This window comes from Pseudovibrio ascidiaceicola (genome assembly GCF_900114245.1).
Taxonomy (GTDB): Bacteria; Pseudomonadota; Alphaproteobacteria; order Rhizobiales; family Stappiaceae; genus Pseudovibrio; species Pseudovibrio ascidiaceicola.
Map to the genome: position 1 here is coordinate 242436 of NZ_FOSK01000002.1, position 23163 is coordinate 265598.

Here is a 23163-nt window from a genome sequence, read left to right on the forward strand (position 1 = left end):
CTACCAATGCTCTCGCATTATAACGCAGAGTTGAATGACCTTGCGGCACTTACTCCCGTTTGAGTGCATTTTGGCACAACCTGGGGGCGTAACAGCTCACATCATGGCGGCATTGCAACTCTAAATTCAGGAGCATTGAAATGCCAGTTATCACAGGTGCCGTGCGGAACGAGACCCTCCCAGTCCAACCACAGGCGGTTCAGAACACTGCCAAGCCTGCTGAGCTGCAAGACACGTATAAGGAGCGTCATCTTGGAGATCTTGGTATCAACGTAAAATACAATCCCGCTATTCCAGAGCGGCAAGTGGATTCCAGCCTTGCTGCAGTTTCAGTGCACCGCATGGTCAATGACAAACTTGGGATGACGACAAATGCGCTTCACAACGTCGTGGAGGGCGGTAAGGATGCAGTGCTGTCTGCTAAAGCCCCATTCCTAACCAGCGCCTCACCCGCTCAGGAAACAGCTGGGACACACAAGTCAGTTGCTGCCTCTCCTGCTGATATCGCGAATTTGCCGGATGGATCATATCTGCAAACGCAGGGCAGATGGCTGGATGCTTCAACCGTGCAGGTGCCTGCGCCTGGAAATGTGTTTGGCGCAAGCGGGCTGTTTGCCTCTGCTGAGACGAGCCTCGATATTCCTCTTGTGACGCCAATCAGTCCTAACCGGGATGACATCGCAGCTGCCTTCGGTGTCAAAATCTTTGATGAGGGACAGACAGTGCCGCTGAAGTTTGATGGCAATCTCAATGCAGTTGAGTATGAGTTCGGCAAGGCCTACCCACAATACCGGCTGGATGTGGCAAACGGCTTCTTTATTGAAACGCACGACTTCCCGCATGTGTTCATGCCAGCTTCTGAGCAGAGCGAGATTGTCATCACTGTGGGGACACAGCTTGAAGAAGATCAGTTTGCTCTCACGAACTTCCTTGTTCCACATGGCAGCGGAATTTTGGTGCCGGGGAATACAATTCACGCCGATGCGTTCAGCTCAGGCAGCATCATTGCGTTGCTGACACATTGTACGGAAGCTGATGTTGTTTTGATGCACCAGCCGGATGACAGCCCATTGCCAATTAAAATCGACACCTCAGAGAGACTGGGACTTGCTGAGTGGCATGTCTAAGACACTAAGAACGAGTAGTGTTTAGACAAAGAAAAAGGCTCCCGAAATTCGGGAGCCTTTTTTGATATTCTTGTCAGAAATTCTGAGGATCAATTCAGGTTTTCAGAAACCTGTTTGATGCTCTGCTTGAGCACTTTATCCTGAACTTCTTCTTTGGCAGTGCTGGAAGCGACGATGGTTTCAGCTGCCTGAACTGCAACATCTGCAGCACGGGAGCGAACCTGTGCAATCGCATTTGCTTCAGCCTGAGCGATTTTCGCTTCGGCTGCTTTGGTGCGACGTGCAATCATCTCTTCGAGAGCTGCCTTGGCTTCTTCAGCCAGACGATCAGCTTCAACTTTTGCGTCAGCAACGATCTGATCTGCTTCCGCTTCAGCCTCTTTACGCTTGCGCTGGTACTCGGCCATCAGAGCCTGAGCTTCTTCACGCAGCTTACGGGCGCCTTCAAGCTCTTGCTTGATGTTGTCCGCTTGCTGGTCAAGCATTGCACCAACCTTGCCAGGTACTTTCAGGTACCACAGCAGGGCAAAGAAGAGGATGAGACCAACGAGTGCCCAAAGGCTTGCATCGAACATTCTGTCACCCCTTACTTAAGTGCAGCATCAACGGCTTTGGCAACTTCAGCTTTCGCTGGAGCACGGCCACCGATAAGTGCCTTCACAAGCTCACCTGTCGTCTCGGCGGCGATTTCGCCAACATGAGACAGGCTTTCAGCTGTGATCTTGGAAATGCTCTGTTCAGATTCGGAAAGCTTAGCTGCCAGCTGCTCTTCAGCCGCTGCGCGGGCGCTTTCTGTCTCTGCTTTCACCTTAGAACGTGCATCATGAGCCATGGTAGTGGCTTTTTTGCGCGCTTCAGCTAGAGCACTTTCGTAGGATGCAATGGCTTCATCTGTCTCTTGCTTGAGACGGGATGCTTCTGCCATATCACCTGCGATGCGATCGCGACGATCTTCAAGGATACCGCCGATGCGTGGAAGGACCACTTTCGACATTACCCAGTAGAAAACGCCGAAGGAAAGAACCAACCACAACAGCTGAGACGGGTAAGTCGTGCTGTCGAACGGAGGAAAGCTACCGCCATCCTCTACAATGCCAACTTCGGCAGTTGTATTCAGGTTGCCTTGAGTATTCGACATCAACTTCTCCGTGAACGCTCTTCGTACGTTTTATGATTTTAGAGACGGTCCCTACCATGAGGAACCGTCATCATAAAACGCTCTAATCTTTGTCGTCGATTATACTGCGAACAGCAGCAGAAGTGCGACGAGAAGGGAGAAGATGCCGAGAGCTTCGGTCACAGCAAAGCCGAGGATGAGGCGGCCAAACTGTCCATCTGCAGCAGATGGGTTGCGCAGTGCGCCGGCAAGGAAGTTGCCGAAGATGTTACCAAGACCGAGAGCTGCACCACCCATACCAAGGCAGGCGATACCGGCACCGATGTATTTTGCTGCTTCTGCTTCCATGACATGTGCTCCTAAACTAGCAATATCGTCTATGACTTTGTTTTGGGTTTGAAACCCGGATTCTACACGTTACTTAGTGGCTCGGATGGAGCGCATCTGCAAGATACATGCACGTAAGAACGGTAAAGACGTAGGCCTGAAGGAATGCCACGAGGAACTCAAGAGCCGTGATGGCAACTGTGAGTATCAGAGGCAGGACCGCAGATGCGACGCCAACTGCACCGAAGCCGGTGAGCATGACAACAAAACCTGCGAAAACCTTCAGAGTGATGTGACCAGCAAGCATGTTTGCGAACAAACGAACGGACAGGCTAACTGGACGTGAAAGGAAAGAGATAACTTCAATCGCGGACACCAGAGGAATAACCCCTGCTGGAACCCCACTTGGAACGAACAGCTTAAGGAAGCCTGCGCCGTGCTTGAAGAAACCGTAGATCGTTACAGTGCCAATCACGAGAATTGCGAGTGCAAATGTCACGATGATCTGACTTGTAACGGTGAAGAAGTATGGGAACATCCCGAGCATGTTTGCAACGAATACGAACATGAACAGGGAGAAGACGAGCGGGAAGAACCGCATTCCGTCATTGCCTGCTGATCCTCGCAATGTGGCAGCAACAAACTCGTAGGACATTTCCGCCATGAGTTGAGCGCGGCTTGGGACCAGACCACGTCTGTTGGTAGACAGAACGAGGAACAAGGTCGCTACAGCGACGGTGACAACCATGAACAAGGAAGCGTTGGTAAAGGAGAAATCAACACCGCCAATCTCCACAGGAAAGATCTTGGAGATATGAAACTGGTGGATCGGATCGATCGCGTTGCCTGAATTTCCAGCCACAGGTAGTACCCCTGAAGTGCCAATTTACGAGCGCAAGAGCGCGATGAATTAGTTAGTCCTGCTTCTTGCCGGAATTCATCCGTCTTTCAGGACCGGCGACTTTGCCCGCCTCCCGAAGGACGTTTAATATTCCCGCAACAAAGCCAAGCATAAGGAGAATTATCATCCCCCACGGCTTGGTCCCGATCCAGCTATCCGCCATCCAGCCGAGTGCCCCCCCGACAAAGATAGCGGCAATAAACTCGGAAGACATCTTCCAAGCCTGTGACAAGCCTGACATCGCGCTGGTCTTGTTCGGCACCTCTTTAGCAGAGGCTTCGTCCAAGCGTGTATCCAACGTTTTGCCGAGCTTTTCTAGCCGCTCAGACAGGTGACGATCAGTTTCTTTCATGTCTTTTTTACTCTGCTTATTCTCATCGGGAGACATGTTCATTCTTCCTAGATACCGGCAGATAGTTCAAAGACATGGATGCCCCTGAAAGTCGGGGGCACCATAATGCTCGTGATCTGCACTGTCAAGGTTAGAGCTACTTAAGCTAAATAACTGATATCTAAGGATTTTCCAGAGTTTCTAACAGAGAATACGTATAAAGGATACTTTCAAGGCCGTATTGTACCCTATTTTAGGCCGGTTCAGTGAATCGCTCAGCCGTCTCAAGATCTACTGATACGAGCTGTGAGACCCCTCTTTCAGCCATGGTTACACCGAACAATCTGGACATGCGCGCCATGGTAATCGGGTTATGTGTAATCACGGTAAAGCGGGTCTGGGTGTTCTGTGCCATGTCCTCCAGCAGAGCACAATAACGCTCCACGTTGGCGTCATCCAACGGAGCGTCAACCTCGTCCAGAACACAGATTGGGGCCGGATTCGTAAGGAAAACTGCGAATATGAGTGCCATGGCGGTGAGAGCCTGCTCTCCACCTGAAAGCAGTGTCATGGTCTGTGGTTTCTTGCCCGGAGGACGTGCAAAGATCTCCAGACCAGCATCGAGCGGGTCTTCCGCATCCACCAGTTTCAGCTCTGCAGTTCCACCGCCGAACAAGTGTGTGAATAAACGCTTGAAGTGGCCGTTGACCTGATCAAAAGAGTTCAAGAGACGCTCTCTCGCTTCCTTGTTCAGGTTCATGATTCCTGTGCGCAACTTCCTGATGGCCTCAATAAGGTCGTCTCTTTCGGTGATCAGCGTGTCTCGCTGCTCCGTAATTTCCTGCATTTCCTCATCGGCACGTAGGTTTACGCCTCCAAGACGTTCACGCTCAGCCTTCAAACGATCAAGCTTGCGTTCGGCACCTTCGGCATCCGGCAAAGGCGCATCTTGTGACAGTCCGGCCATCTCGTGCAGACGAGAGACATTGACTTCCAGCACCTCATCCACGCGGCGCTCAATTTCCAAGCGGCGTTCTTTGGCTGCCTCAAGACGTTCTTCCGCACGAACCTTGCGCTCACGGGCGCCGGATAAGCCCTCCATAGCCTCGCGGGCTTTCTGGTCAGCGATCAGCTGGCGCTTTTCGCCTTCTGCGAGTTTGTCGTCAGCAGCCTTGCGAGAATCTTCTGCGCTCGACAGGCCATTTAACAGATCCTGACGCTTGAGTTCGATTTCCTCTGGGCTCTCTAAAAGGATGAGACGCTCTTCTGCCGCGTCATCCCGGCGCTGACGCAGGACGGAGATTTGTTTGTCTGCATTTTGCGCGCGCTGAACCCAGTTTTGCCTGTCGCGCTCGATGGTCTCAAGGCGCCTCGCACGCAGCTCCCCTTCCCGCTTGAGTGCATCAGTGGCCCCTTTGGCCTCTGCCAGCTTGCTGCGGCAGGTGGAAACATCTTTGGACGCGCTTTCTAGTTCAGCCGTTACGCCTGCAATGTCTGGCAACTCATCGAGTGCGCCTTCCGCCTCTTCGAGTGAGGCTGCTGTTTCCTCGTAGTCTTCGTTTGCACGGCGGAGCTGTTCTTCAAGCGTTGTTTTACGAACCGACAATTCAGTCAGGGCACGCTCAGCAGTCGCGAGCTCTTCGCGCAAGGCGACAATGCGAGATTGCTCCAGACGCAGCTTCTGACGCATGTCCTGCTCAGTAACTTCAGCTTGACGTCGATGCTCGGTCGCGGTCTCCAGCGCTTCTTTCTTTTCTTCCACCAGATCTCTCGTCTGCTCGACAAGGTCTTCCAGTTCCGCCAAGCGGTTTCGTTGTGCGAGGCGTTGTGCGGCAGGTGTTGGAGCGTCGGCTGCGATGATCAAACCATCCCAGCGCCACAGATCCCCTTGCTTGCTGACCAGTCGCTGGCCGACTTTCAGCTCTTTGCGCAAAGCTGAGCCGTGTTCAGCCTCAATCAGCCCAACCTGAGAGAGACGACGTGCCAGCTCATTGGGCGCCTGCACATATTCGGAAAGCGGTGTAGCACCTGCTGGAAGGCTCGGGTCACTGCCCGTACCCGCATTCAGGCTCCAACGAACGGGCGCATCTTCTTCCATTGCAGCATCAAGGTCTTCACCCAAGGCGGCACCCAGCGCTGTTTCCAACCCCGGGTTCACACTCATGCGGTCTACAGCGGGTGTCCAGTCTCCGCTTTGGCCAGCAGAAAGGACGGCCTGCAGTGTCTTGGCTTCTGTCTCATATCTAGAGAGAGCTGAATGTGCTTCATTCAATGGGTTGCGGCAGTTGTTTTCTGTTTCGCGTGCCGTTGCCAGAGTTTCTTCCGCCTCAACTGCGGTTTCTTCTGCTTCAGCCAGCTCCTCAAGAGCCATTTCCAGCTCTTCTCGTTTATCGCTTGGGCCACTGGCTGTTTTCAGCTCCGCTTCCACAGCCTCAAGCTGCCCCTTGAAGCGGTCTACCTCTTCTTTAAAGCGGGCGCTCTTCTGGCGAATGCCTGAGATCTGATTGTCGAGCTGTGTGTGCTTGGCAAGGAGACTGGCGTGATCCTGTGTGATCCGCGAGTGCTTCATCTCACTGGCATCAAGGTTGTCTTCCGCGGTCAACACCAGTTCCTCAGCTTCAGCAGCCCGCTCATCCAAGGTCTCGGCAGCTTCGAGGAGTTCTTGTTTTTCCTCTTCCAATTCTTCCAGATGGCTGGTGTTTTCGCTGGCAAGCTGGGCTTCGCGCTCGATGTCCTGCTCCATCTGAGCAAGACGCGCCTGAAGGTCCATCAGCTTTTCTTTGATGCGCCGATCTTCTGACTCAAGATCGTTTTTCGCGATAATCAGATGTTGGAGCGCAGCAGCAGCACCACCGGCAGCTTCTCGAAGCTTTGGAATTTCATGGGCAGCGAGGGCCTGCTCTTTCGCAGTAGAGGCCTGAAGACCGGCGATGTCTCGCATACCGATCTCAGCATCCGCATATTGCTTGCGGGCGGCATCCAGCGCGGCTGTTGCTTCCTGCCAGCGCAGATACAGGATCGTCGCTTCGGCCTTGCGGATTTCTGAAGAGAGGTTGCGGTAGCGGGTGGCTTGTCTTGCTTGCCGTTTCAGGCCGTCGAGTTGGCCTTCAATCTGAACAACCACATCTTCCAGACGTTCCAGATTGGTTTCAGCAGCCCGCAGACGGATTTCAGCTTCTTTCCGGCGACTGTGTAAGCCAGAGATGCCAGCGGCTTCTTCCAGGATCTTTCTGCGCGAGGTTGGTTTGGACGAAATCAGCTCGCCGATTTGCCCCTGCCGCACCATTGCCGGTGAGCGTGCGCCGGTGGACGCGTCGGCAAACAGCAGCTGTACGTCTCTTGCGCGGGCGTCCTTGCCGTTGATCTTATAGACAGAGCCAGCTTCACGTTCGATGCGGCGGGTGACTTCCAGCGTATCACTGTCGTTATACCCAGTGGGTGCTGTTCGATCTTGGTTGTCGAGAAAGAGTGTAACTTCGGCTGTGTTACGTGCCGGACGGTTGAGGCTACCCGAGAAAATAACATCATCCATTCCGGAGGCGCGCATGTTCTTATAGGAGTTCTCTCCCATGACCCAGCGCAGCGCTTCTACAAGATTGGACTTTCCGCAGCCATTGGGCCCGACAACGCCTGTCAGGCCGTCTTCAATGACAAACTCCATAGGCTCAACAAAGGATTTGAACCCGAGGACACGGAGGCGCTGAAACTTCATAGAGCGCCCCCTATTCTTACAACAGGGTGTAAGCGATCATACGCGCATAGATCTGCGAGCAGGAGATTCAGCCCTGAGGGCTGCCCGCTTGCCTTACAGATTCTTATCCACGTACTTGCTGAACTCCTCAAGAGAGAGCGCTCCGCTTACTTTCTCACCGTTGATAAAGAAGGTCGGTGTTGAATCTACACCCAGCTTGTCTGAGCCGTAGTCACGAACTTCGGTTACTCCGTCTAGTATTTCCTGATTCGTCAAGCAAGCCTTTACAGCTTCTTCAGTGAAACCGATCTGCTTGCCCATATTCAACAGGGCGCTGTATGGATCATTGGTGAATGCCCAGTTGCGCTGCTGTTCAAACATCAAAGACATAATGTCGAAGTATTTGTCCTCTGGTGCACAGCGCGCAAGCATAAAGCCAGCTGCAGCGACTGTATCCAGCGGGAATTCACGGAAGATGAAACGCACTTTGCCAGTGTCGATGTATTTCTTCTTCAGCTCTTTGTATGTGGTGTTGTGGAAGTTGGCGCAGTGACCACATGTCAAAGATGCATATTCAATGATGGTGACTGGAGCATCTGCCTGGCCGATAACCTTATCACCCAGTGGGCCAACCTTGTTCAGGTCTGCCTCGGAGTAGGACTGAGCAGAGGCAACAGTTGGCATAGCAGCAAAGGCCAGAGAAGCAGCAGTAAGAGCACTGGTGCGCTCAAGAAACTTACGGCGAGAGAGTGTCACGTTTTTCTATCCCAAGTTAAAAAGTGTTGCCTGTTGGCTGACCCGGCGCTTTTTTCGCCAAAAGACAGCCAGCGACTGGCCCAGAGTATAACCACTCCAATCCAAGAGCCATTGATCACAAACTGGTGAACATCCGCAGAATACAGCCATGCCCACAGCTCGCTTTCCAGCAACAATTGGTTTTCAGGAAACTATGGCAAATACTTGTCAGATGCCACCGATTATCCTGAGTAGTCATATTAAATTTTGGTAAGGCAGCTGGATTGACGTTTGCGTTAGGCGAGAAAACGATTTTCTTCGTTTAAAACAAAGGACTTCTGCCATTTCGCGGTAAACGAGCGGAAACCGCCCTAAGATATCCGCTATGATTAAATTTGCACTGCTAATACATACCCACAGAATTTATGCATGGAAAACAACAATAATTTCTCGCGTTGTTTTGTTTTTGCCTCATTAATGAGTTATTAAATATTTACAGAACTCTCTAACAAGATATACGGATACATTATGAAGCGCTTGACTGCCTTAATGCTTCTCAGCACACCACTGATTGCCTGCCAAGCCTCTGTATCTGAAGATTTCGTTGAAGCTATACCTACAGCTACTCAAGAAACGACGATTGAAACGACCGCTATACCTGCAACGTCCAATACAATTTATACAGGCACAGCAGATTTGGGTGCACTTACCTCTACGAACTGGGTCGTCAGCGAAGGCAGCGGGAACAGCTCTGCCCCTTGCCGGGTTCAGTTTAGCAAGACCCCGTCAGGCGAAGCTGTTGTGACACCAGCTGTGACCAGCAGTTTTCCAAACGGGCATGCGGCAACAAGCGGCTGTACCAATGAAGAGCTGAGCAGCGTGACGGCGTGGGCGGTGAATGGTGATACCATTGAGCTGCGGAATGCGCAGGAAACAACGACAGCCTATCTTTTGATGGAACGCCCTGACCTCTTGCTGGGTTATACTGCAAAGGGACATGATCTGGTCGTCAGCCAGTAATCACTCTTCCAGCGCATCAGGACTTTATGGATGGATCAGGAGTTGCTTGCAGGTGTGCGGGCAATGAGGTTCTTGCCGAGCTTTTCCAGCGCATTCTTCAACCGCTCATCAGAGACTGCCGCAACCTTTTGCTCGATGCGGCGGTTTTCAATTTCTGACAGCTTACGAAGAGGTTTTGGTGTGATCTTTTTGGTTCTGAGCGCCGGCCGTTGCACAACCTTGATGCGGCCAACGGCATTCCAGCCTAAAAAGGCGTTTATGCGATCTCGCAGTTGTGGAGCTTCATGCGTGAAGAACAAAGCAGTGGAGCCATCTGCATGAACAAGAAGGGTTGCAGGTTCTGCAACTGGCTCTCCGTCAGAGCTTTTAGCTCTTGGCCAAACAAGCCTACCGGGCTGTACTTTTCCGTGATACTTCTTGCCGACAAGTTCTGGCCAAGCGGTGAGAAGGTCGGCACTGGCAAATCCGCGCTTGCGCGCGACAGGGTGCATGGTCTTACCAATCAGCTCGTTTAGCTGATGGCTTGATCTCCTGGAAACCCGATTTTGCGCAGTTGCTTTCATCGTCTTCATCACGCCATTAGATTAAGGCACATATATGACCATTGCTTTATATTAGTCTTAATTCAGTCCCGTTTTCCGCGGTACCATGAATTACCAAGGGAACCCCAATTATTTAGGGATCAAAACCAAGGTTAACCCACAAAACCATGCAAGATAATCTAGTTGTTCTTTACTGGTATGACAGAAATTCTCGCCAACTGCCATGGCGAACAGCTCCTGCTGATATACTTTCCGGTGTAAAACCAGACCCTTACCACGTCTGGCTCTCCGAAATCATGCTTCAGCAGACTACTGTTGCGGCGGTAAAAAACTACTTCAAACTCTTCATAAAGACATGGCCTACACTTGCTGATATGGCCAATGCGGAGGAAGAGGACATCCTAAAAGCGTGGGCTGGGCTTGGTTATTATTCCCGTGCAAGAAATCTGTATAAGTGTGCAAAATTTGTCCAATTGCATCACAATGGACGTTTTCCAGAGGAAGAAGAGCGGCTTTTGAAGCTCCCTGGCATCGGTCCCTACACGGCTGCTGCAATCTCCACGATAGCCTTTGGACGCCATGCAGCTGTGGTTGATGGCAATGTGGAGAGGGTTCTGTCCCGTCGCCATGCATTGCTGACCGAGCTCCCTGCCCTCAAAGCTGAAGTGAAGCCATTGATGGCTGAAGTGACGCCGCATGACCGTCCCGGCGACTTTGCCCAGGCCATCATGGACCTTGGCGCCACAATCTGTACGCCGAAGTCTCCGGCCTGTGGCATCTGCCCATGGATGGATGTTTGTGAGGGTCGCAAGCAAGGCATTGCGGACACTCTGCCACGCAAAGCCCCCAAGAAGGTGAAACCAACGCGACGTGGCATGGCCTTTCTGCTCAGCGACGCACGTGGTCGCATTCTTCTGCGCAAACGCCAAGATAAAGGACTGCTTGCAGGCATGAGTGAGCCAATCACCACCCACTGGGCGGACGATGCGGCGATGGCAGACCTTTCACATGCTCCGATCACTGCGGATTGGGTGCGTACGCCGAAGGATGTGAAGCACACCTTCACGCACTTCCATCTGGAAATGAGCGTCTGGCAAGCACAGGCACCCGCTCACTACGATGAGCCTGACGGGTATTGGTGGTCCGCGCCAGATGAGCTTGAGGGAGAAGCCTTGCCAACAGTGATGATGAAAGCTCTTAAGGCTGGTAGCGTGATTTAAGTGCGCAGCAAAAAGCCGGGTCTGGGCCCGGCTTTTCATATTCTTGCAGATGCTGATTGGCGCTTATTGGAATGCGGTTTCCATAAAGCTGCGGAGTTTACGAGAGTGGAGCCGTTCCAACGGCATTTCCCTCAGGACCTCCATGGTCTTCACGCCAATCTCCAGATGCTGGTTCACTTGCGTCCGGTAGAAGTCTGTTGCCATGCCGGGCAGCTTCAACTCCCCATGAAGCGGCTTGTCTGATACGCAGAGCAAAGTCCCGTAGGGAACGCGGAAGCGGAAACCGTTGGCGGCGATGGTTGCGGATTCCATATCCAGCGCGATCGCACGGGACTGGGAGAAACGCTGCACCGGCTCGCGGTGGTCACGCAGTTCCCAGTTGCGGTTATCGATGGAGGCTACGGTTCCTGTGCGCATCACACGCTTCAGATCATAGCCGCTGTAACCAGTGGTCTTTTCAACCGCATCTTCCAGCGCGACCTGCACTTCTGCCAGTGGCGGGATTGGAACCCATGTTGGCAGGTCAGCATCCAGCACCTTGTCTTCACGTACATAACCATGAGCCAACACGTAATCACCCAGCTGCTGGCTGCTTCTGAGCCCAGCGCAGTGACCAAGCATCAACCAGGCATGCGGGCGAAGCACTGCAATGTGGTCGGTTATGGTCTTTGCATTGGATGGACCTACACCGATGTTCACCATGGTGATACCGGAGTTATCTTCTCGCAGCAGGTGATAGGCTGGCATTTGTGGCAGGCGCGGCGGGGCCACACCTTCGCGCGGCTCTTTATCACCGGCATAGGTGATGAGATTGCCCGGTTCTACAAAGGCTACATATCCGCTGTTCGGATCGTTGATCAGCTCCTTCGCCATCTGCGCAAAGCCATCAATGTAAAACTGATAGTTTGTGAAGAGCACGAAGTTCTGGAAATAACGCGGTGCGGTTGCGGTGTAGTGCTGCAAGCGATGCAGGGAATAATCCACACGCGGTGCCGTAAACGGCGCCAACGGCTCAAAGCCATCTTTTGAGCGGTAGGTGCCATTGGAGATGGCATCATCCATGACAGCAAGATCAGGCACATCAAACACATCACGCAACGGGCGCTCTTCGCTGGATGGCAGAGCGCCTTCCACGTGTGCGCCATCATAAAAGGCAAAGTGCAGAGGGATTGGCTGATCACTTTCAGCGATCACGACTTCAAGGCCATGGTTTTTGATCAGAAGATCAATCTGGTGTTCCAGATAGTGTTTAAAGAGATCTGGCCGGGTGACTGTGGTTTTGTATTTGCCAGGTCTTGCCACAAAGCCGTAGGACAGGCGCGTATCAACGCGGATGTGGCTGGATACTTCAAACCGTAGCTCCGGGTAAAATGCTCTGACCCGGTTTTCTGGCATGCTGCCCTGTGCAGCCTCTTTAAAATTCTCACGTAGAAAATCAGTCGCCCGATCAAACAAATAGATCAGGTGCGCAACAGCTTCACTGGCATCTTTAAAGGATTGTGGGGGAATTGTCTCAGGCGTACGGATGGAACGGCTTTCCATCACAACGTCGCTATCGGATATAGTCGACACGTTCGGTTTCTCCTCTTTCGTGTCACTATATATCTGAGGGATGTTTACGACAGGGTCAAGACAAACTGCGGACAAATATGGTTTATTTTTTAGTGAGTGAGGATATTTTCACGCAGCGTCAGATTCAGCTCTGCACACAGAATTGAGAATTATAGCTACGTTTTTCCCCTTATCTCCTTCAGTTTATTCTGTAAAACTATCCCGAAAATTGCATGGGCGAGCTCTAGAGGCACTTTACGGGGCTACGCTTCAGATGATCGGGAGGGATCTTTTTATGCATTTTGTTCGTACTGCTGCGCTTGGTTTGGTGGCTGGCACCTGCCTTACTGTGAGCGCACAAGCTGCCCAGTTGGGGCCACGGCCTGCTTTTCTCGTAGAGCAGATGCAAGAGAGCCCGTTGAAGGATAAGTTGCTCGCCTGTATCGGCAATCCTGCAAAGGCTTCCAGTTTCACGATCGGGCATCGTGGGGCACCACTGCAGTTTCCTGAGCATACGTTAGAGTCTTATCAAGCTGCGGCTGTGATGGGTGCGGGTGTGCAGGAATGTGATGTTACCTTCACCAAGGATAAGGAGCTGGTCTGCCGTCATTCTCAAAATGATCTGGCGACAACAACAGATATTCTCGCGACTGATCTGGCAAGCACGTGTGTTGCTCCGTTTACTGCTGCTGCCAATGGCGAGAAAGCAGCGGCAGAGTGCAGAACCTCTGAGATCACATTGGCGGAGTTCCAAGGTCTCACTGGCAAAATGGACGCCTCAAATCCAGCAGCAACAACGGTTGAGGACTTCCTGAAAGGCACAGCTGACTGGCGCACAGACCTTTATGCGGCAGCTGGCGCAGGTGGCACTTTGATGACCCATGCTCAATCCATTGAGCTCTTCAAAGAACAGGGCGTCAAGTTTACGCCGGAGTTGAAGCGCCCAAGTGTGAAGATGCCGTTTGACGGGTTCACTCAGGAAGATTTCGCTCAGAAGCTGATTGATGAGTATAAAGCAGCAGGTATTCCGGCTTCTGACGTTTATCCGCAGTCCTTCTTTTTGGATGACGTGCTGTACTGGATCAAGAATGAGCCTGAGTTTGGCAAGCAGGCCGTGTTCCTTGATGGCCGCTTCCGTATGCAGGGCTTTGACACATCTGATCCAACCAGCTTCAAGCCGTCCATGGCTGAGTTGAAAGAGATGGGCGTGAACTATATCTCCCCTCCTCTCTGGATGCTTGTCACTCTGGATGACGGGAAGATCGTGCCGTCTGCTTATGCAAAGGCTGCGAATGAGGCTGGCATCAAGATCTTCACATGGACGCTGGAGCGCTCTGGCCTGCTCTCTCACAACAAAGGCGGCTGGTATTACCGCAGCATCAACGATGCAATCACCAGCGAAGGTAGCGTTTATGAGCTGCTGGATGTGCTGGCGCAGGATGTGAAGGTGAGCGGCGTGTTTTCTGACTGGCCAGCGACCGTCACGTTCTACGCCAACTGCATGGGGATTGAGTAAGCCCTTCTCCTGCACTGATTTGCAATTTGGAAGCGCGCCTCATATGGCGCGCTTTTTTTGCGCTGTCCGCTGCGTAAGCCCTGCCATACTCGTTAACCGATTTACCCGCTGTCCCCGCAGTGCGTTTACCTTGTTCTTTTTAGCCAGCAAAAAAGCTTGACTCTCAAAAAAATATTTAGGGTCTCTATTTTCGCCATTTTAACTCCTCATAAACCTCTACCCCAAGGGAATCTGCGGTCGAATATTAATGAGGGTTAACTTCGAGACGAATATTCGAATCTGTAAATAAAGCGTTGATTCTAAAAGAATAAAAGATATCCACTATTAACCTCTGGTTTACCATAGTGGGTAACCATAGCACTCATGAATTGCGTGAGGTGTTGCGTCGCAATGAGAGTACAGCGTAAAGAAGGGGTGTCCTTGATGGCACCCCACATTTCCACCAAGCCAGACTGGCTTGATACAATTATTAAGGGCGACTGTGTTGAGGCTTTGAACAAGCTTCCGGACAACAGCGTGGATGTGGTTTTCGCCGATCCCCCTTATAACCTACAGCTGGGCGGAGATCTGCACAGGCCTGATCATTCGAAGGTAGATGCCTGCGATGATCACTGGGATCAGTTCTCCAGCTTTAAAGCTTATGATGAGTTCACTCGTGCTTGGCTGCAGGCGGTTCGCCGCGTGTTGAAGCCAAACGGGTCCATCTGGGTTATTGGCTCTTATCACAACATTTTCCGCGTTGGTGCGGTGATGCAGGACCTTGGGTTCTGGATCAACAATGATGTGGTTTGGCTGAAAACAAACCCGATGCCGAACTTCCGTGGCAAACGTTTTACTAATGCTCATGAGACGCTCATCTGGGCCTGCCCTTCACAAGAGAGCAAGCCGACCTTTAACTACGATGCGATGAAGACGTTTAACGACGACCTTCAGATGCGGTCTGACTGGGTGCTGCCTATCTGTACTGGTCATGAACGCCTGAAGGACGACAACGGCGACAAAGTGCATCCAACTCAGAAGCCGGAGAGCCTGCTTTACCGCGTGCTGCTCTCCACTTCAAACCAGGGCGATGTGATCCTTGATCCATTCTTTGGCACAGGCACCACTGGTGCTGTTGCCAAGAAGCTTGGCCGCCACTTTGTGGGATGTGAGCGTGAAGACTCTTACATTAAAGCCGCTTCCGAACGGATTGACCGGGTTACACCTGCCAACGATGATTTTCTGGCGATGACACAAGGCAAACGTGCTCTTCCACGAGTTCCGTTTGGCAACCTGTTGGAGACCGGATTATTGACACCGGGCGCGGAACTAACCGATGCCCGTGGACGCTTCAAGGCTACGGTTCGCGCCGATGGTTCCTTGATCTGCGGCGAGCATTCAGGATCCATCCATAAGGTGGGTGCGCTCGTTCAGGGTCAGCAAGCCTGCAATGGCTGGACCTTCTGGCACATTAAACGTGGCAAGGCCCTTGAGCCGGTTGACGCCCTTCGGGAAGTCGTCCGTTCACAGATGCCTAAGTAGCGTCTTACACAGTTCGTGTGGCGATCTCGCCCCACGGTTTACAGGGTTTGTCCCTGCTTCATATCCATATGACTTGGCCCCTGCCTTTCTAGGCGGGGGCTTTTTTTTTATGGTTTGGTACAAAACCTCTGGCAAGTAAGTCGCTTTACCCCTTGCGCTTTCCAAACGGCCAGAATGATTTACGAGGCGATGGAGGCGCAGCCCGATCCTCGGCCCCGACACCTTCCAACTTGTTTTCGTCTGCGTCGGGCAGAACAACATGAAGAGATGGAATTTCCTGCCGATATCCCTGAGGTTTATAGAATACTCTGATCCTTTCCTCCTCCGTTCCACCAATGGTGTCACCATCATTGATTATCGGACCATTTTTAATGAGGTAGATGCCAAGGTTAAGCAGGAAGTCGACTTTATCTGAGGTCAAGTTCGCTGATGCAGAGGTCTCAACTTCTCGTCCGATAAAAGGAAGCAGTCCATTTGTTGCTAAAATTGCTTTCTGCTTACCGTCTGACGTTACGCCTCCATTAAAGAACATCACAGACGCCCAAGCAAAAAGAGGTATCTCTCCCTGCGCCAAAGATTGAGCATAGGCTTTTAGATTTTGAGGTGGGATAACAGTTTTCCCATCTACTCCCACTTGTGCCATTACAGACAATTTCTCACTCAGATACGATGAGAACAGCGTCATTGTCTTAGCTGCCTTAAGCACATCAGGGTGCTCTTTGGCCGCCCCTAGAACCGACAGCACAATATGCGATTTGTGTTCTGATAAAACCGCTCCTGCCTCTGGCCACTGCTTGTCAATTTTTACCGCTTCTTCATATGCATTTACAGGCAGAGGAAAACCAATATTCATAACCGCGAGGGTTACGCCGTTGACCTGAATGACATGTGCATCTGTGTTTTCATCTTCACTCACCGGACATTCAATATGGAACGGCTGATCCAGATATGTATCTGAAGAATTCTGGCACAAATCTGCCATTGAAAGATCAACTGGTTGCGCCAAAACCAGATACGTTAAAAACAAACTCATAATACCCTCGCAAGGAAATCTCTAATAAATCAGAGCAATAGTCATATCCTGATCCCACATCGCAACCTCGCAATTCACTGAGAGTATAAGGATCAAACCAAGTTCTATAGAACACAGTTTGATTGATACGCTCAGAAGCTTTAGCGTGGCAGAATGACTATTGAGCACACTCTATTTGAAGAAGCTAAGCTGCTGATTGAGCGCCGCTATCCTATTGGGTGGGGTGGTGCTGCTTCTATTAGAACTGAGAGCGGCAAAATCCTGACCAGTATTGCACCAGATACCAAGAATGATGGCCTATCCCTTTGCATGGAAGTAGGTGCAATTCTGGAAGCGCATAAGCTTGATGAGGTTGTCACTCATTCCCTGTGTATCTACCGCGAAGATGAAAACAGCACTTTTGTTATTCTAACTCCTTGTGGAATTTGTCAGGAGCGGTTGGTGCATTGGGGTGGGGATGTGAAGGCGGCGATTTCTAACAGCGCAAATGAGCTGATCTTTAAGAACCTGCGAGACTTGCAACCCCATCATTGGTCCATCGTCAATTGTGAAGTGCTGTAGTTTGCAATGAGGTGGCCAGATCTAAGCTGACCACCCTCTTTTCGATTACACAAACTCCACCAGAGCCTTACGCCGCTTGCCAACTGCGAGCGTCAAACGCTCACCCGGTTTCAGGTCTCCCTCTGAGATCATCCGGGTTTCTTCCAGAACGATAGATGTGTTGAGGCGGACGCCGCCGCCGCGGATGAGGCGGCGGGCTTCGCTGTTGGTGGTGACGAAGCCGGTTTTTACCAGCAGGTCCAGGAGACCGAGTGGTTTGGCAAGGAGGGATAGAGGTAGCTCGTGGGTTGGCTGAGAGAGGTCTTCCTGACCGCTGAAGAGCGCCTCGCCTTGCTGGAGAGCAGCTTCTGCTGCGGCCAGACCGTGGACGATGCCGGTGACTTGTGTTGCTAGTATCTTCTTAGCCTCGTTCAGCTCTTGCCCCTGCAAGGAAGACAAGCGATCAATCTCGCCCAGTGGCAGATCGGTGAAGAGTTTGAGCAGTCGCGGCACATCTGCATCGTCTGCATTGCGCCAGAATTGCCAAAAGCCGAAGCTGGACAGGCGGGATGGGTTAAGCCACACCGCGCCTTCTGCGGTTTTGCCCATTTTGCTGCCCGAAGCTGTTGTCAGCAGTGGCAATGTGAAGCCGAAGAGCTGGCTGCCGGAACGGCGACCAAGGTCTACGCCATTGACGATGTTGCCCCACTGATCGGAACCACCGATCTGCAATGTACAGTCGAAACGTTGGTTGAGCTCAACAAAATCAACAGCTTGCAGCATCATGTAGCAGAATTCCAGCACCGACAACGGTTGCTGCGCCTCAAGGCGAGAGCGGACGCTGTCAAAGGTCATCATACGGTTGACGGTGAAGTGCGTGCCGAAGTCGCGCAGGAACTCGAGGAAGCGGAATTCATCCAGCCACTCAGCGTTGTTGACGATTTGGCCCTGCCCTTCAGACAAGTCGAAGAGACGTTCTACGGTTGCGCGGATACCTGCGAGATTGTGCTCAATCTGGGCATCATCCAGCAGCGGGCGGCTTTCACTGCGGAAGCTCGGGTCACCAACGCGGGTTGTACCACCGCCCACCAACAAGATCGGTTTATGTCCGGTTTTCTGCAGCCAGCGCATGGCCATTAATGGCAGCAGGTGCCCCACATGCAGACTGTCAGCCGTTGCATCAAATCCAGCGTATGCGGTGATAGGACCTGCTTGCAGCTTTTCATCCAGTGCTTCCAGATCCGTGCATTGATGCAGGAAGCCGCGATCGATCAGCAGTTGAAGGGCTTCAGATTTGGGGCGGAAGCAGCGCGTTGTATCTACCATTGTGTGTTTCATAATGCTCTCCTTCGCCGCGCAGGAGAGCTAAAACACGAAAGCCGCCTACGCGGCGGCTTTTGGTTCTGACCTCAATTTTACATGAGTTTATAGGAACGCGGCCGCCGATATGTCGGACGCATAATAATAAACCGCAGAAATGATGGTCAGGTTCTTGTTCATGCCCAAGTGTATGACCGCAACGCCCCTGCCCTGTCAAGAAAGTTTTGGCAGTTTGTGCCTCAAACATAAATCAAAAAGCTTACTTTCAGCATATTCGATCCTCTCGAGCAATTTTCCTTGGACAGATTTAGTGTACTGTAACTCATTGAGGTATAACCGGAAAAGCCTCCTTAGATGTCTATATACCTTCAATTTAGATTGCCTACAGCTAGTTTTCACAGATGGTCGAGCTATCTGCATTGAAATAGTCTTGAGATGTGAAGAGGAACATACCGTTGAGGCCGCATGATCATTGTAAATCTGAAGGGGAGGTTGGGTAACCAGCTGTTCCAATGGGCTGCTGCACGATATCTCGCGGACGCCTCAAAGAGCGAAATTGTTCTGTATTCCGGAGAGCGCGATCGGAAGGCTGGCAGGACACCACCTCTGATGGGATTTCCCCTCCCCACACGTGTGGCACAACCAAAAGACTTCAGGAAGGTTTTCTTTCCATTTGGAAAATTTTCCAAACAACTTCAGCAAGTGTTGCGGCATGTAAGAGCCTTTAAATCCAGACAGATTCTATCATTGGATGAACTGGAAGCTGCAAGAAGATCTCCATGCAAAAACTATCTTTTAAATGGCTACTTCATGTCTTCTCATATAGCGGATGCCATAAGAAAGACGTTGCAACAGGATTTAAACCTACTGGACTTTACACCATCTCGATATCCCTATCTTGACATTGTTGATCACCCACGCGCTGTCGCACTTCATATACGCCGAGGTGACTTTGCGACTGGGCCGGCGAGACAAAGTTATGGACTGTGCAGCGTGGAGTACTATCTCCGCTCGCTGCAAACTCTGGAAGACAAAATAGGCCCTGTGAAGCCTGTTGTGTTCTCTGATGACATCAGCTGGTGTGAAGACGTGTTAGCGCATGTTCCAAATGTTACCTTCTTCAAAGCGCCAACAGATGGAAGAGATTTCGAGGACATGATGCTTATGTCCCGCTGCGCCCACCAAATTATAGCAAACAGTACCTACAGCTGGTGGGCTGCTTATCTGAACAAAAACCCGGAGAAACAAGTGTTTGCTCCATATCCTTGGCGCGCAGCCAAAGAACATCAAAACCAATATTTCCTGCCTGAGAACTGGCAAAGAGTAGCAAAGTACGCTTCATCAGTTTCCCCAAGTCCAATGCTCCAGAGTACCTAGGGTAACTCTGGCGCTCCGGGCTAATAAAAACGAGCTAGCCTTTTTTTTGAAACAGCTCGCAAACGTTAAGCTGTACTTTTGAGCATATTCAGCTTTTTGATGAGGCTGGCTAACTCTTTCATATCATTAAAGATTGCCATTGGGTTTTGCTGTTCAAGGCGGTTGTGTAAATCTGCGTTGCCGTGGGAGGCTCCGGTGAAGCCGAGGGCTGTCATGCCTGCTGCTCGGGCAGCTTGCAAGCCGAGGTGGCTATCTTCAACAACCACGCATTTTTCGGGGGCGACGCCCATCTCGCTTGCTGCTTTCAGGAAAACGTCCGGCGCCGGCTTGCCCTTTTCAACCAGATCTGCCGAGAAGTACTTGCTCTCAAACCGATCGTATAGATTTGTTAGTTTGAGCGTATGATCCAAACGATCCATGGAACTGCCGGAGGCGATGCACATTTGCAAATTCGGAAATGAGTTGTCCAACTCATGCAATGCTTCATGGATACCAGCAATTGGTTTGAGATGCTGCTCAAAGGCTGCCTTTAACGCCTCATCCTGATTTACGAGTGCCTCATGGTGACGGATGTTTACGCCAATTTCCGCTTCAACCTGGCTGAACACTTCTGCTGATGACACACCGCAGAAGCGTGCGATCATTTCTTCCGTGCTGATGGGGTATCCAGCTTTGGTGAAGCCTTCGGCCTCAACCTGACACCCAATCCACTCGCTATCAATCAGACAGCCATCACAATCCCAAATAAGTAAATCGTAGTTCATAAGCAAATCCAGTTGGTTACATCCGGTGCAGTGTTGTCAGCAAGCATGGCTTTTTCATGATACCACTGATGCGCATTACAACTTATCCTTGCAGACCTAGCATGGTTTCGGCTCAACCTAGGAGATTTACTCCCAAAAACCTAGTAGTGAGCCTTTGCCAAAGCTCCGCTAGGCTGAGAGGCAAACATACTGATTTGTGTACGGGGGACGTATGTCAGTTGCTTCTCAGGTGCGAAAGTCTGGTGCTGCGCGACGGCGCAAGCTCAAACCAACATTGATTGTCCGTATCCGCGGCGGCATTGGCAATCAGCTTTTTCAGTATGCTTTCGGGCGGAAAATCGCGCTTGAAACGGGGATGAAACTTCGTTTCGACCACAGTGAGTACGAGCAGTACTTCAACCGCTCCTATTGCCTCAACCTTTTCAAAACGCAGGGTTTATCTGCCACTGAATCTGAAATGTCCGCAGTGCTTTGGCCTGCGCAGGCGTTTGGGCAAACCGTCAAGATATGCCGCAAGTTCTATCCCTTTTATCAGCGTCGTTACATCCGCGAGGACGAGTTGCTACGAGATGGAGATACTCCCATCTTCAAGCAAAGCGCTTATCTGGATGGGTACTGGCAGAAGTGGGAGGCTCCCTTCTCCATTATGGAGCAGTTACGAGAAGAGATCACACTCAAGAAACCGATGGTGCTTGAGCGACAGAAACTGCTGCAACGGATTAACTCAGGTCCGTCTGCTGCCCTCCACGTACGTTATGGCGATTATAGTCAGGCGCACAATTTGCAGAATTTTGGACTGTGCTCTGCTGGCTATTACAAGGGTGCGATGGACTTCCTTTCAGAGCGTATTCCCGGCCTGACCTTCTATGTCTTCTCCGACAGCCCTGAACGAGCACGTGAGGTGGTTCCTCTGCAAGACAACGTGTTTTTTGCGGATCCGATGCAGGATGGGAAAGACTATGAAGATCTGATGGTTATGTCATCATGCGATCACATCGTCACCGCCAACAGCACCTTCAGCTGGTGGGCTGCTTTTTTGAATAAGAATGAAGAGAAACACGTGATTGCGCCGCTTAAATGGTTCAAGAACCCCAATCTGGACGACAGTTTGATTGTTCCGCCGCACTGGCAGCGATTATAGCGCCTGCATTTTTGCAACTAAAGCAGTTCGCATTTAAATTGAAGCATCTGAACTGCTTTAGCCTTTGTGTTTGCGTATCTTTATCCGAAAACCGGTTCCCACTTTTCGGCGATACGCTGTAACTTAAGCAAACTCCAAAGCGTCGACTTCGTGCAGGATCTGCCCGATTGCGTTTTGCGACAGAGAGAAGTGTTGGTGTGCCCCACTCTTTTCACCAATAACTGGTGCGTATCTTAGCCCCCTCACATGCGCCAGCCATGCATAAGCGCTCTGGACGTAATCAGCTGGAAAGATCTCAATCAGTTTGCCGCCTGCTTGTGCAAACAGCAGGTTCGTCAGGCCTGCGCCATGGGTTCCAACGATGATCCTTGCGTTGTTGAAGAGTTCAACCTGCTCTTTGTGGCTGAGTTTGCCGGGAATAACACTTTGGAAGCCACGTGCCTCCAACTGCTCTTTGAGTGACTTCTCGTTCAAGATTCGGCGTGTTTTTGCATCGTCTCGTGCAATATAGAGCCTTGTGGCTGGCGTCTTGTGCATATCAAGTTGATAGGCGGCCAGATAATGTGTCGCGACCATAGATGCTGCTTGCTCGCTGGCAGGGACTCTGTATTCGCAGTTCATTGCTGGCGTGCAGTGAAACAACGTCTTGCAATGGATGCGTTCGTTCGCTTTGCACTCTTCCAGACTTAGAAGCGGTGTCTCTTGGGTCAGATGCTCGTAAAACTCTTTCTGAAACTCAGGAAGGTCTTCCCGAAGCAGTATTTTCAACGGGAATATCAGTGGCCCCAGTTGCTCCAACAGAAACAGAAGCGGGAAGGCCACATCACATAGGAAATGGTAGTAGTGGCGATGACCAGCGGCCATGCCCAGCATGTTGATGGCTGCGGTCTGGATCGTTCTGTCCTTTAACCGCGCAAACCGCATGGTGTTGGGCGCTGCGGCTTCTATCTGGCGATGCTGCGCCTTTAAGACAGTTGCTCCAGTGCTGCCGAGGACCAGTGCATCAACGAGTTTATACATCCTGAGCTGCGTGTGACCGGCTGGCGTGATTGGCAAAGGGTAGCGGCTTTGCTCCAATGCGCCATGCTCTTCAAAAAACGCCTGCACCTCTTGCGGCAGCGCACGAGAGCTGCGCTCATCAACGGTTAGCAGGTGCTCATTTGGCGCAAGCCTTGGATTTGCGTTGTCTGGAAAGAAGTTGTTTCGATCTCCAATGGACGGGAAGGTTCTGGCAAGGGTTGATTGCGCCCGGAACCGAAGTTGCCGACTTGTTGGCAGCCAACTGCGCCATTTAGGTGCCTTACGCATCCCCCACCTCACCCGTTTTATCTGCTAAGCACGAATGACCGTATACCGGGCAAGACACCTCCAGTATCCGCGTATTCTGAT

Annotated in this window: 21 protein-coding genes; 8 read left to right on the top strand and 13 right to left on the bottom strand. The window is 51.5% G+C overall.

Features of this window, described 5'->3' with window-relative positions; genetic code table 11:
- Nucleotides 1–140 precede the first annotated feature (140 nt).
- Nucleotides 141–1127 (top strand): hypothetical protein, encoded by a 987-nt coding sequence (locus BM231_RS05345; RefSeq protein WP_208860104.1) that lies wholly within the window; start codon nucleotides 141–143, stop codon nucleotides 1125–1127.
- An 89-nt stretch (nucleotides 1128–1216) separates the two neighbouring features.
- On the opposite strand, the gene BM231_RS05350 is transcribed toward BM231_RS05345, so the two are convergent.
- From BM231_RS05350 to BM231_RS05380, 7 genes are all read right to left on the bottom strand, one after another.
- Nucleotides 1217–1702: a F0F1 ATP synthase subunit B family protein gene (locus BM231_RS05350; protein ID WP_063293756.1), complete on the bottom strand. Its 486-nt coding sequence runs from the start codon at nucleotides 1700–1702 to the stop codon at nucleotides 1217–1219.
- 11 nt (nucleotides 1703–1713) lie between these two features.
- Nucleotides 1714–2265 carry a F0F1 ATP synthase subunit B gene (locus BM231_RS05355; protein WP_093517382.1) on the bottom strand — a complete coding sequence of 184 codons (552 nt, stop codon included), beginning with the start codon at nucleotides 2263–2265 and terminating at the stop codon, nucleotides 1714–1716.
- A 99-nt stretch (nucleotides 2266–2364) separates the two neighbouring features.
- A complete protein-coding gene (locus tag BM231_RS05360; protein WP_008549639.1) occupies nucleotides 2365–2592 on the bottom strand; it encodes a F0F1 ATP synthase subunit C in 228 nt (75 codons plus the stop codon).
- Nucleotides 2593–2665: 73 nt separating this feature from the next.
- Nucleotides 2666–3433 (bottom strand): F0F1 ATP synthase subunit A, encoded by a 768-nt coding sequence (locus BM231_RS05365; RefSeq protein ID WP_093517384.1) that lies wholly within the window; start codon nucleotides 3431–3433, stop codon nucleotides 2666–2668.
- Nucleotides 3434–3485: 52 nt separating this feature from the next.
- Nucleotides 3486–3860 (bottom strand): AtpZ/AtpI family protein, encoded by a 375-nt coding sequence (locus tag BM231_RS05370; protein WP_093517386.1) that lies wholly within the window; start codon nucleotides 3858–3860, stop codon nucleotides 3486–3488.
- 196 nt (nucleotides 3861–4056) lie between these two features.
- A complete protein-coding gene (smc, locus tag BM231_RS05375) occupies nucleotides 4057–7515 on the bottom strand; it encodes a chromosome segregation protein SMC (RefSeq protein ID WP_093517388.1) in 3459 nt (1152 codons plus the stop codon).
- A gap of 93 nt (nucleotides 7516–7608) precedes the next feature.
- The gene (locus BM231_RS05380; protein ID WP_093517389.1) at nucleotides 7609–8250 is read right to left on the bottom strand and encodes a DsbA family protein; all 642 of its coding nucleotides are present in this window, start codon (nucleotides 8248–8250) and stop codon (nucleotides 7609–7611) included.
- Nucleotides 8251–8757: 507 nt separating this feature from the next.
- Between BM231_RS05380 and BM231_RS05385 the strand changes: the two genes are divergently transcribed.
- Nucleotides 8758–9249 carry a hypothetical protein gene (locus tag BM231_RS05385; protein WP_139226334.1) on the top strand — a complete coding sequence of 164 codons (492 nt, stop codon included), beginning with the start codon at nucleotides 8758–8760 and terminating at the stop codon, nucleotides 9247–9249.
- A 35-nt stretch (nucleotides 9250–9284) separates the two neighbouring features.
- On the opposite strand, the gene BM231_RS05390 is transcribed toward BM231_RS05385, so the two are convergent.
- Nucleotides 9285–9812, bottom strand: a complete 528-nt coding sequence (locus tag BM231_RS05390; protein ID WP_208860105.1) for a DUF721 domain-containing protein — start codon at nucleotides 9810–9812, stop codon at nucleotides 9285–9287.
- 146 nt (nucleotides 9813–9958) lie between these two features.
- Between BM231_RS05390 and mutY the strand changes: the two genes are divergently transcribed.
- Nucleotides 9959–11011, top strand: coding sequence for an A/G-specific adenine glycosylase (mutY, locus tag BM231_RS05395; protein ID WP_093517392.1), 1053 nt, complete (start codon nucleotides 9959–9961; stop codon nucleotides 11009–11011).
- Between the two features lie 63 nt (nucleotides 11012–11074).
- On the opposite strand, the gene BM231_RS05400 is transcribed toward mutY, so the two are convergent.
- Nucleotides 11075–12553: an AMP nucleosidase gene (locus tag BM231_RS05400; protein WP_093517863.1), complete on the bottom strand. Its 1479-nt coding sequence runs from the start codon at nucleotides 12551–12553 to the stop codon at nucleotides 11075–11077.
- 304 nt (nucleotides 12554–12857) lie between these two features.
- Here BM231_RS05400 and BM231_RS05405 point away from each other — a divergent pair, with 304 nt between their 5' ends.
- Both BM231_RS05405 and BM231_RS05410 read left to right on the top strand, forming a co-directional pair.
- On the top strand, nucleotides 12858–14078 hold the full coding sequence (locus BM231_RS05405) for a glycerophosphodiester phosphodiesterase family protein (RefSeq protein ID WP_093517393.1): 1221 nt from the start codon (nucleotides 12858–12860) through the stop codon (nucleotides 14076–14078).
- A 423-nt stretch (nucleotides 14079–14501) separates the two neighbouring features.
- Entirely contained in the window at nucleotides 14502–15599 is a 1098-nt protein-coding gene (locus tag BM231_RS05410) for a site-specific DNA-methyltransferase (protein ID WP_093517394.1), read from the top strand.
- Nucleotides 15600–15744: 145 nt separating this feature from the next.
- Here BM231_RS05410 and BM231_RS05415 read toward each other — a convergent pair whose 3' ends face one another.
- Complete coding sequence (locus BM231_RS05415; RefSeq protein ID WP_093517397.1) at nucleotides 15745–16632, bottom strand: DUF4261 domain-containing protein; 888 nt, start codon at nucleotides 16630–16632, stop codon at nucleotides 15745–15747.
- A gap of 153 nt (nucleotides 16633–16785) precedes the next feature.
- On the opposite strand from BM231_RS05415, the gene BM231_RS05420 reads away from it, so the two are divergent.
- Nucleotides 16786–17193 (top strand): cytidine deaminase, encoded by a 408-nt coding sequence (locus BM231_RS05420; protein WP_093517399.1) that lies wholly within the window; start codon nucleotides 16786–16788, stop codon nucleotides 17191–17193.
- Between the two features lie 45 nt (nucleotides 17194–17238).
- On the opposite strand, the gene tyrS is transcribed toward BM231_RS05420, so the two are convergent.
- Entirely contained in the window at nucleotides 17239–18510 is a 1272-nt protein-coding gene (gene tyrS, locus BM231_RS05425) for a tyrosine--tRNA ligase (RefSeq protein ID WP_093517401.1), read from the bottom strand.
- A gap of 447 nt (nucleotides 18511–18957) precedes the next feature.
- Here tyrS and BM231_RS05430 point away from each other — a divergent pair, with 447 nt between their 5' ends.
- A complete protein-coding gene (locus tag BM231_RS05430; protein ID WP_093517403.1) occupies nucleotides 18958–19869 on the top strand; it encodes an alpha-1,2-fucosyltransferase in 912 nt (303 codons plus the stop codon).
- 65 nt (nucleotides 19870–19934) lie between these two features.
- Here BM231_RS05430 and BM231_RS05435 read toward each other — a convergent pair whose 3' ends face one another.
- The gene (locus BM231_RS05435; protein ID WP_093517405.1) at nucleotides 19935–20633 is read right to left on the bottom strand and encodes an HAD family hydrolase; all 699 of its coding nucleotides are present in this window, start codon (nucleotides 20631–20633) and stop codon (nucleotides 19935–19937) included.
- 211 nt (nucleotides 20634–20844) lie between these two features.
- Between BM231_RS05435 and BM231_RS05440 the strand changes: the two genes are divergently transcribed.
- A complete protein-coding gene (locus tag BM231_RS05440) occupies nucleotides 20845–21774 on the top strand; it encodes an alpha-1,2-fucosyltransferase (RefSeq protein WP_093517407.1) in 930 nt (309 codons plus the stop codon).
- 123 nt (nucleotides 21775–21897) lie between these two features.
- Here the strand turns inward: BM231_RS05440 and BM231_RS05445 are convergent, their stop codons facing one another.
- Nucleotides 21898–23082, bottom strand: coding sequence for a glycosyltransferase family 61 protein (locus BM231_RS05445; protein ID WP_093517409.1), 1185 nt, complete (start codon nucleotides 23080–23082; stop codon nucleotides 21898–21900).
- Nucleotides 23083–23163: the final 81 nt, after the last annotated feature.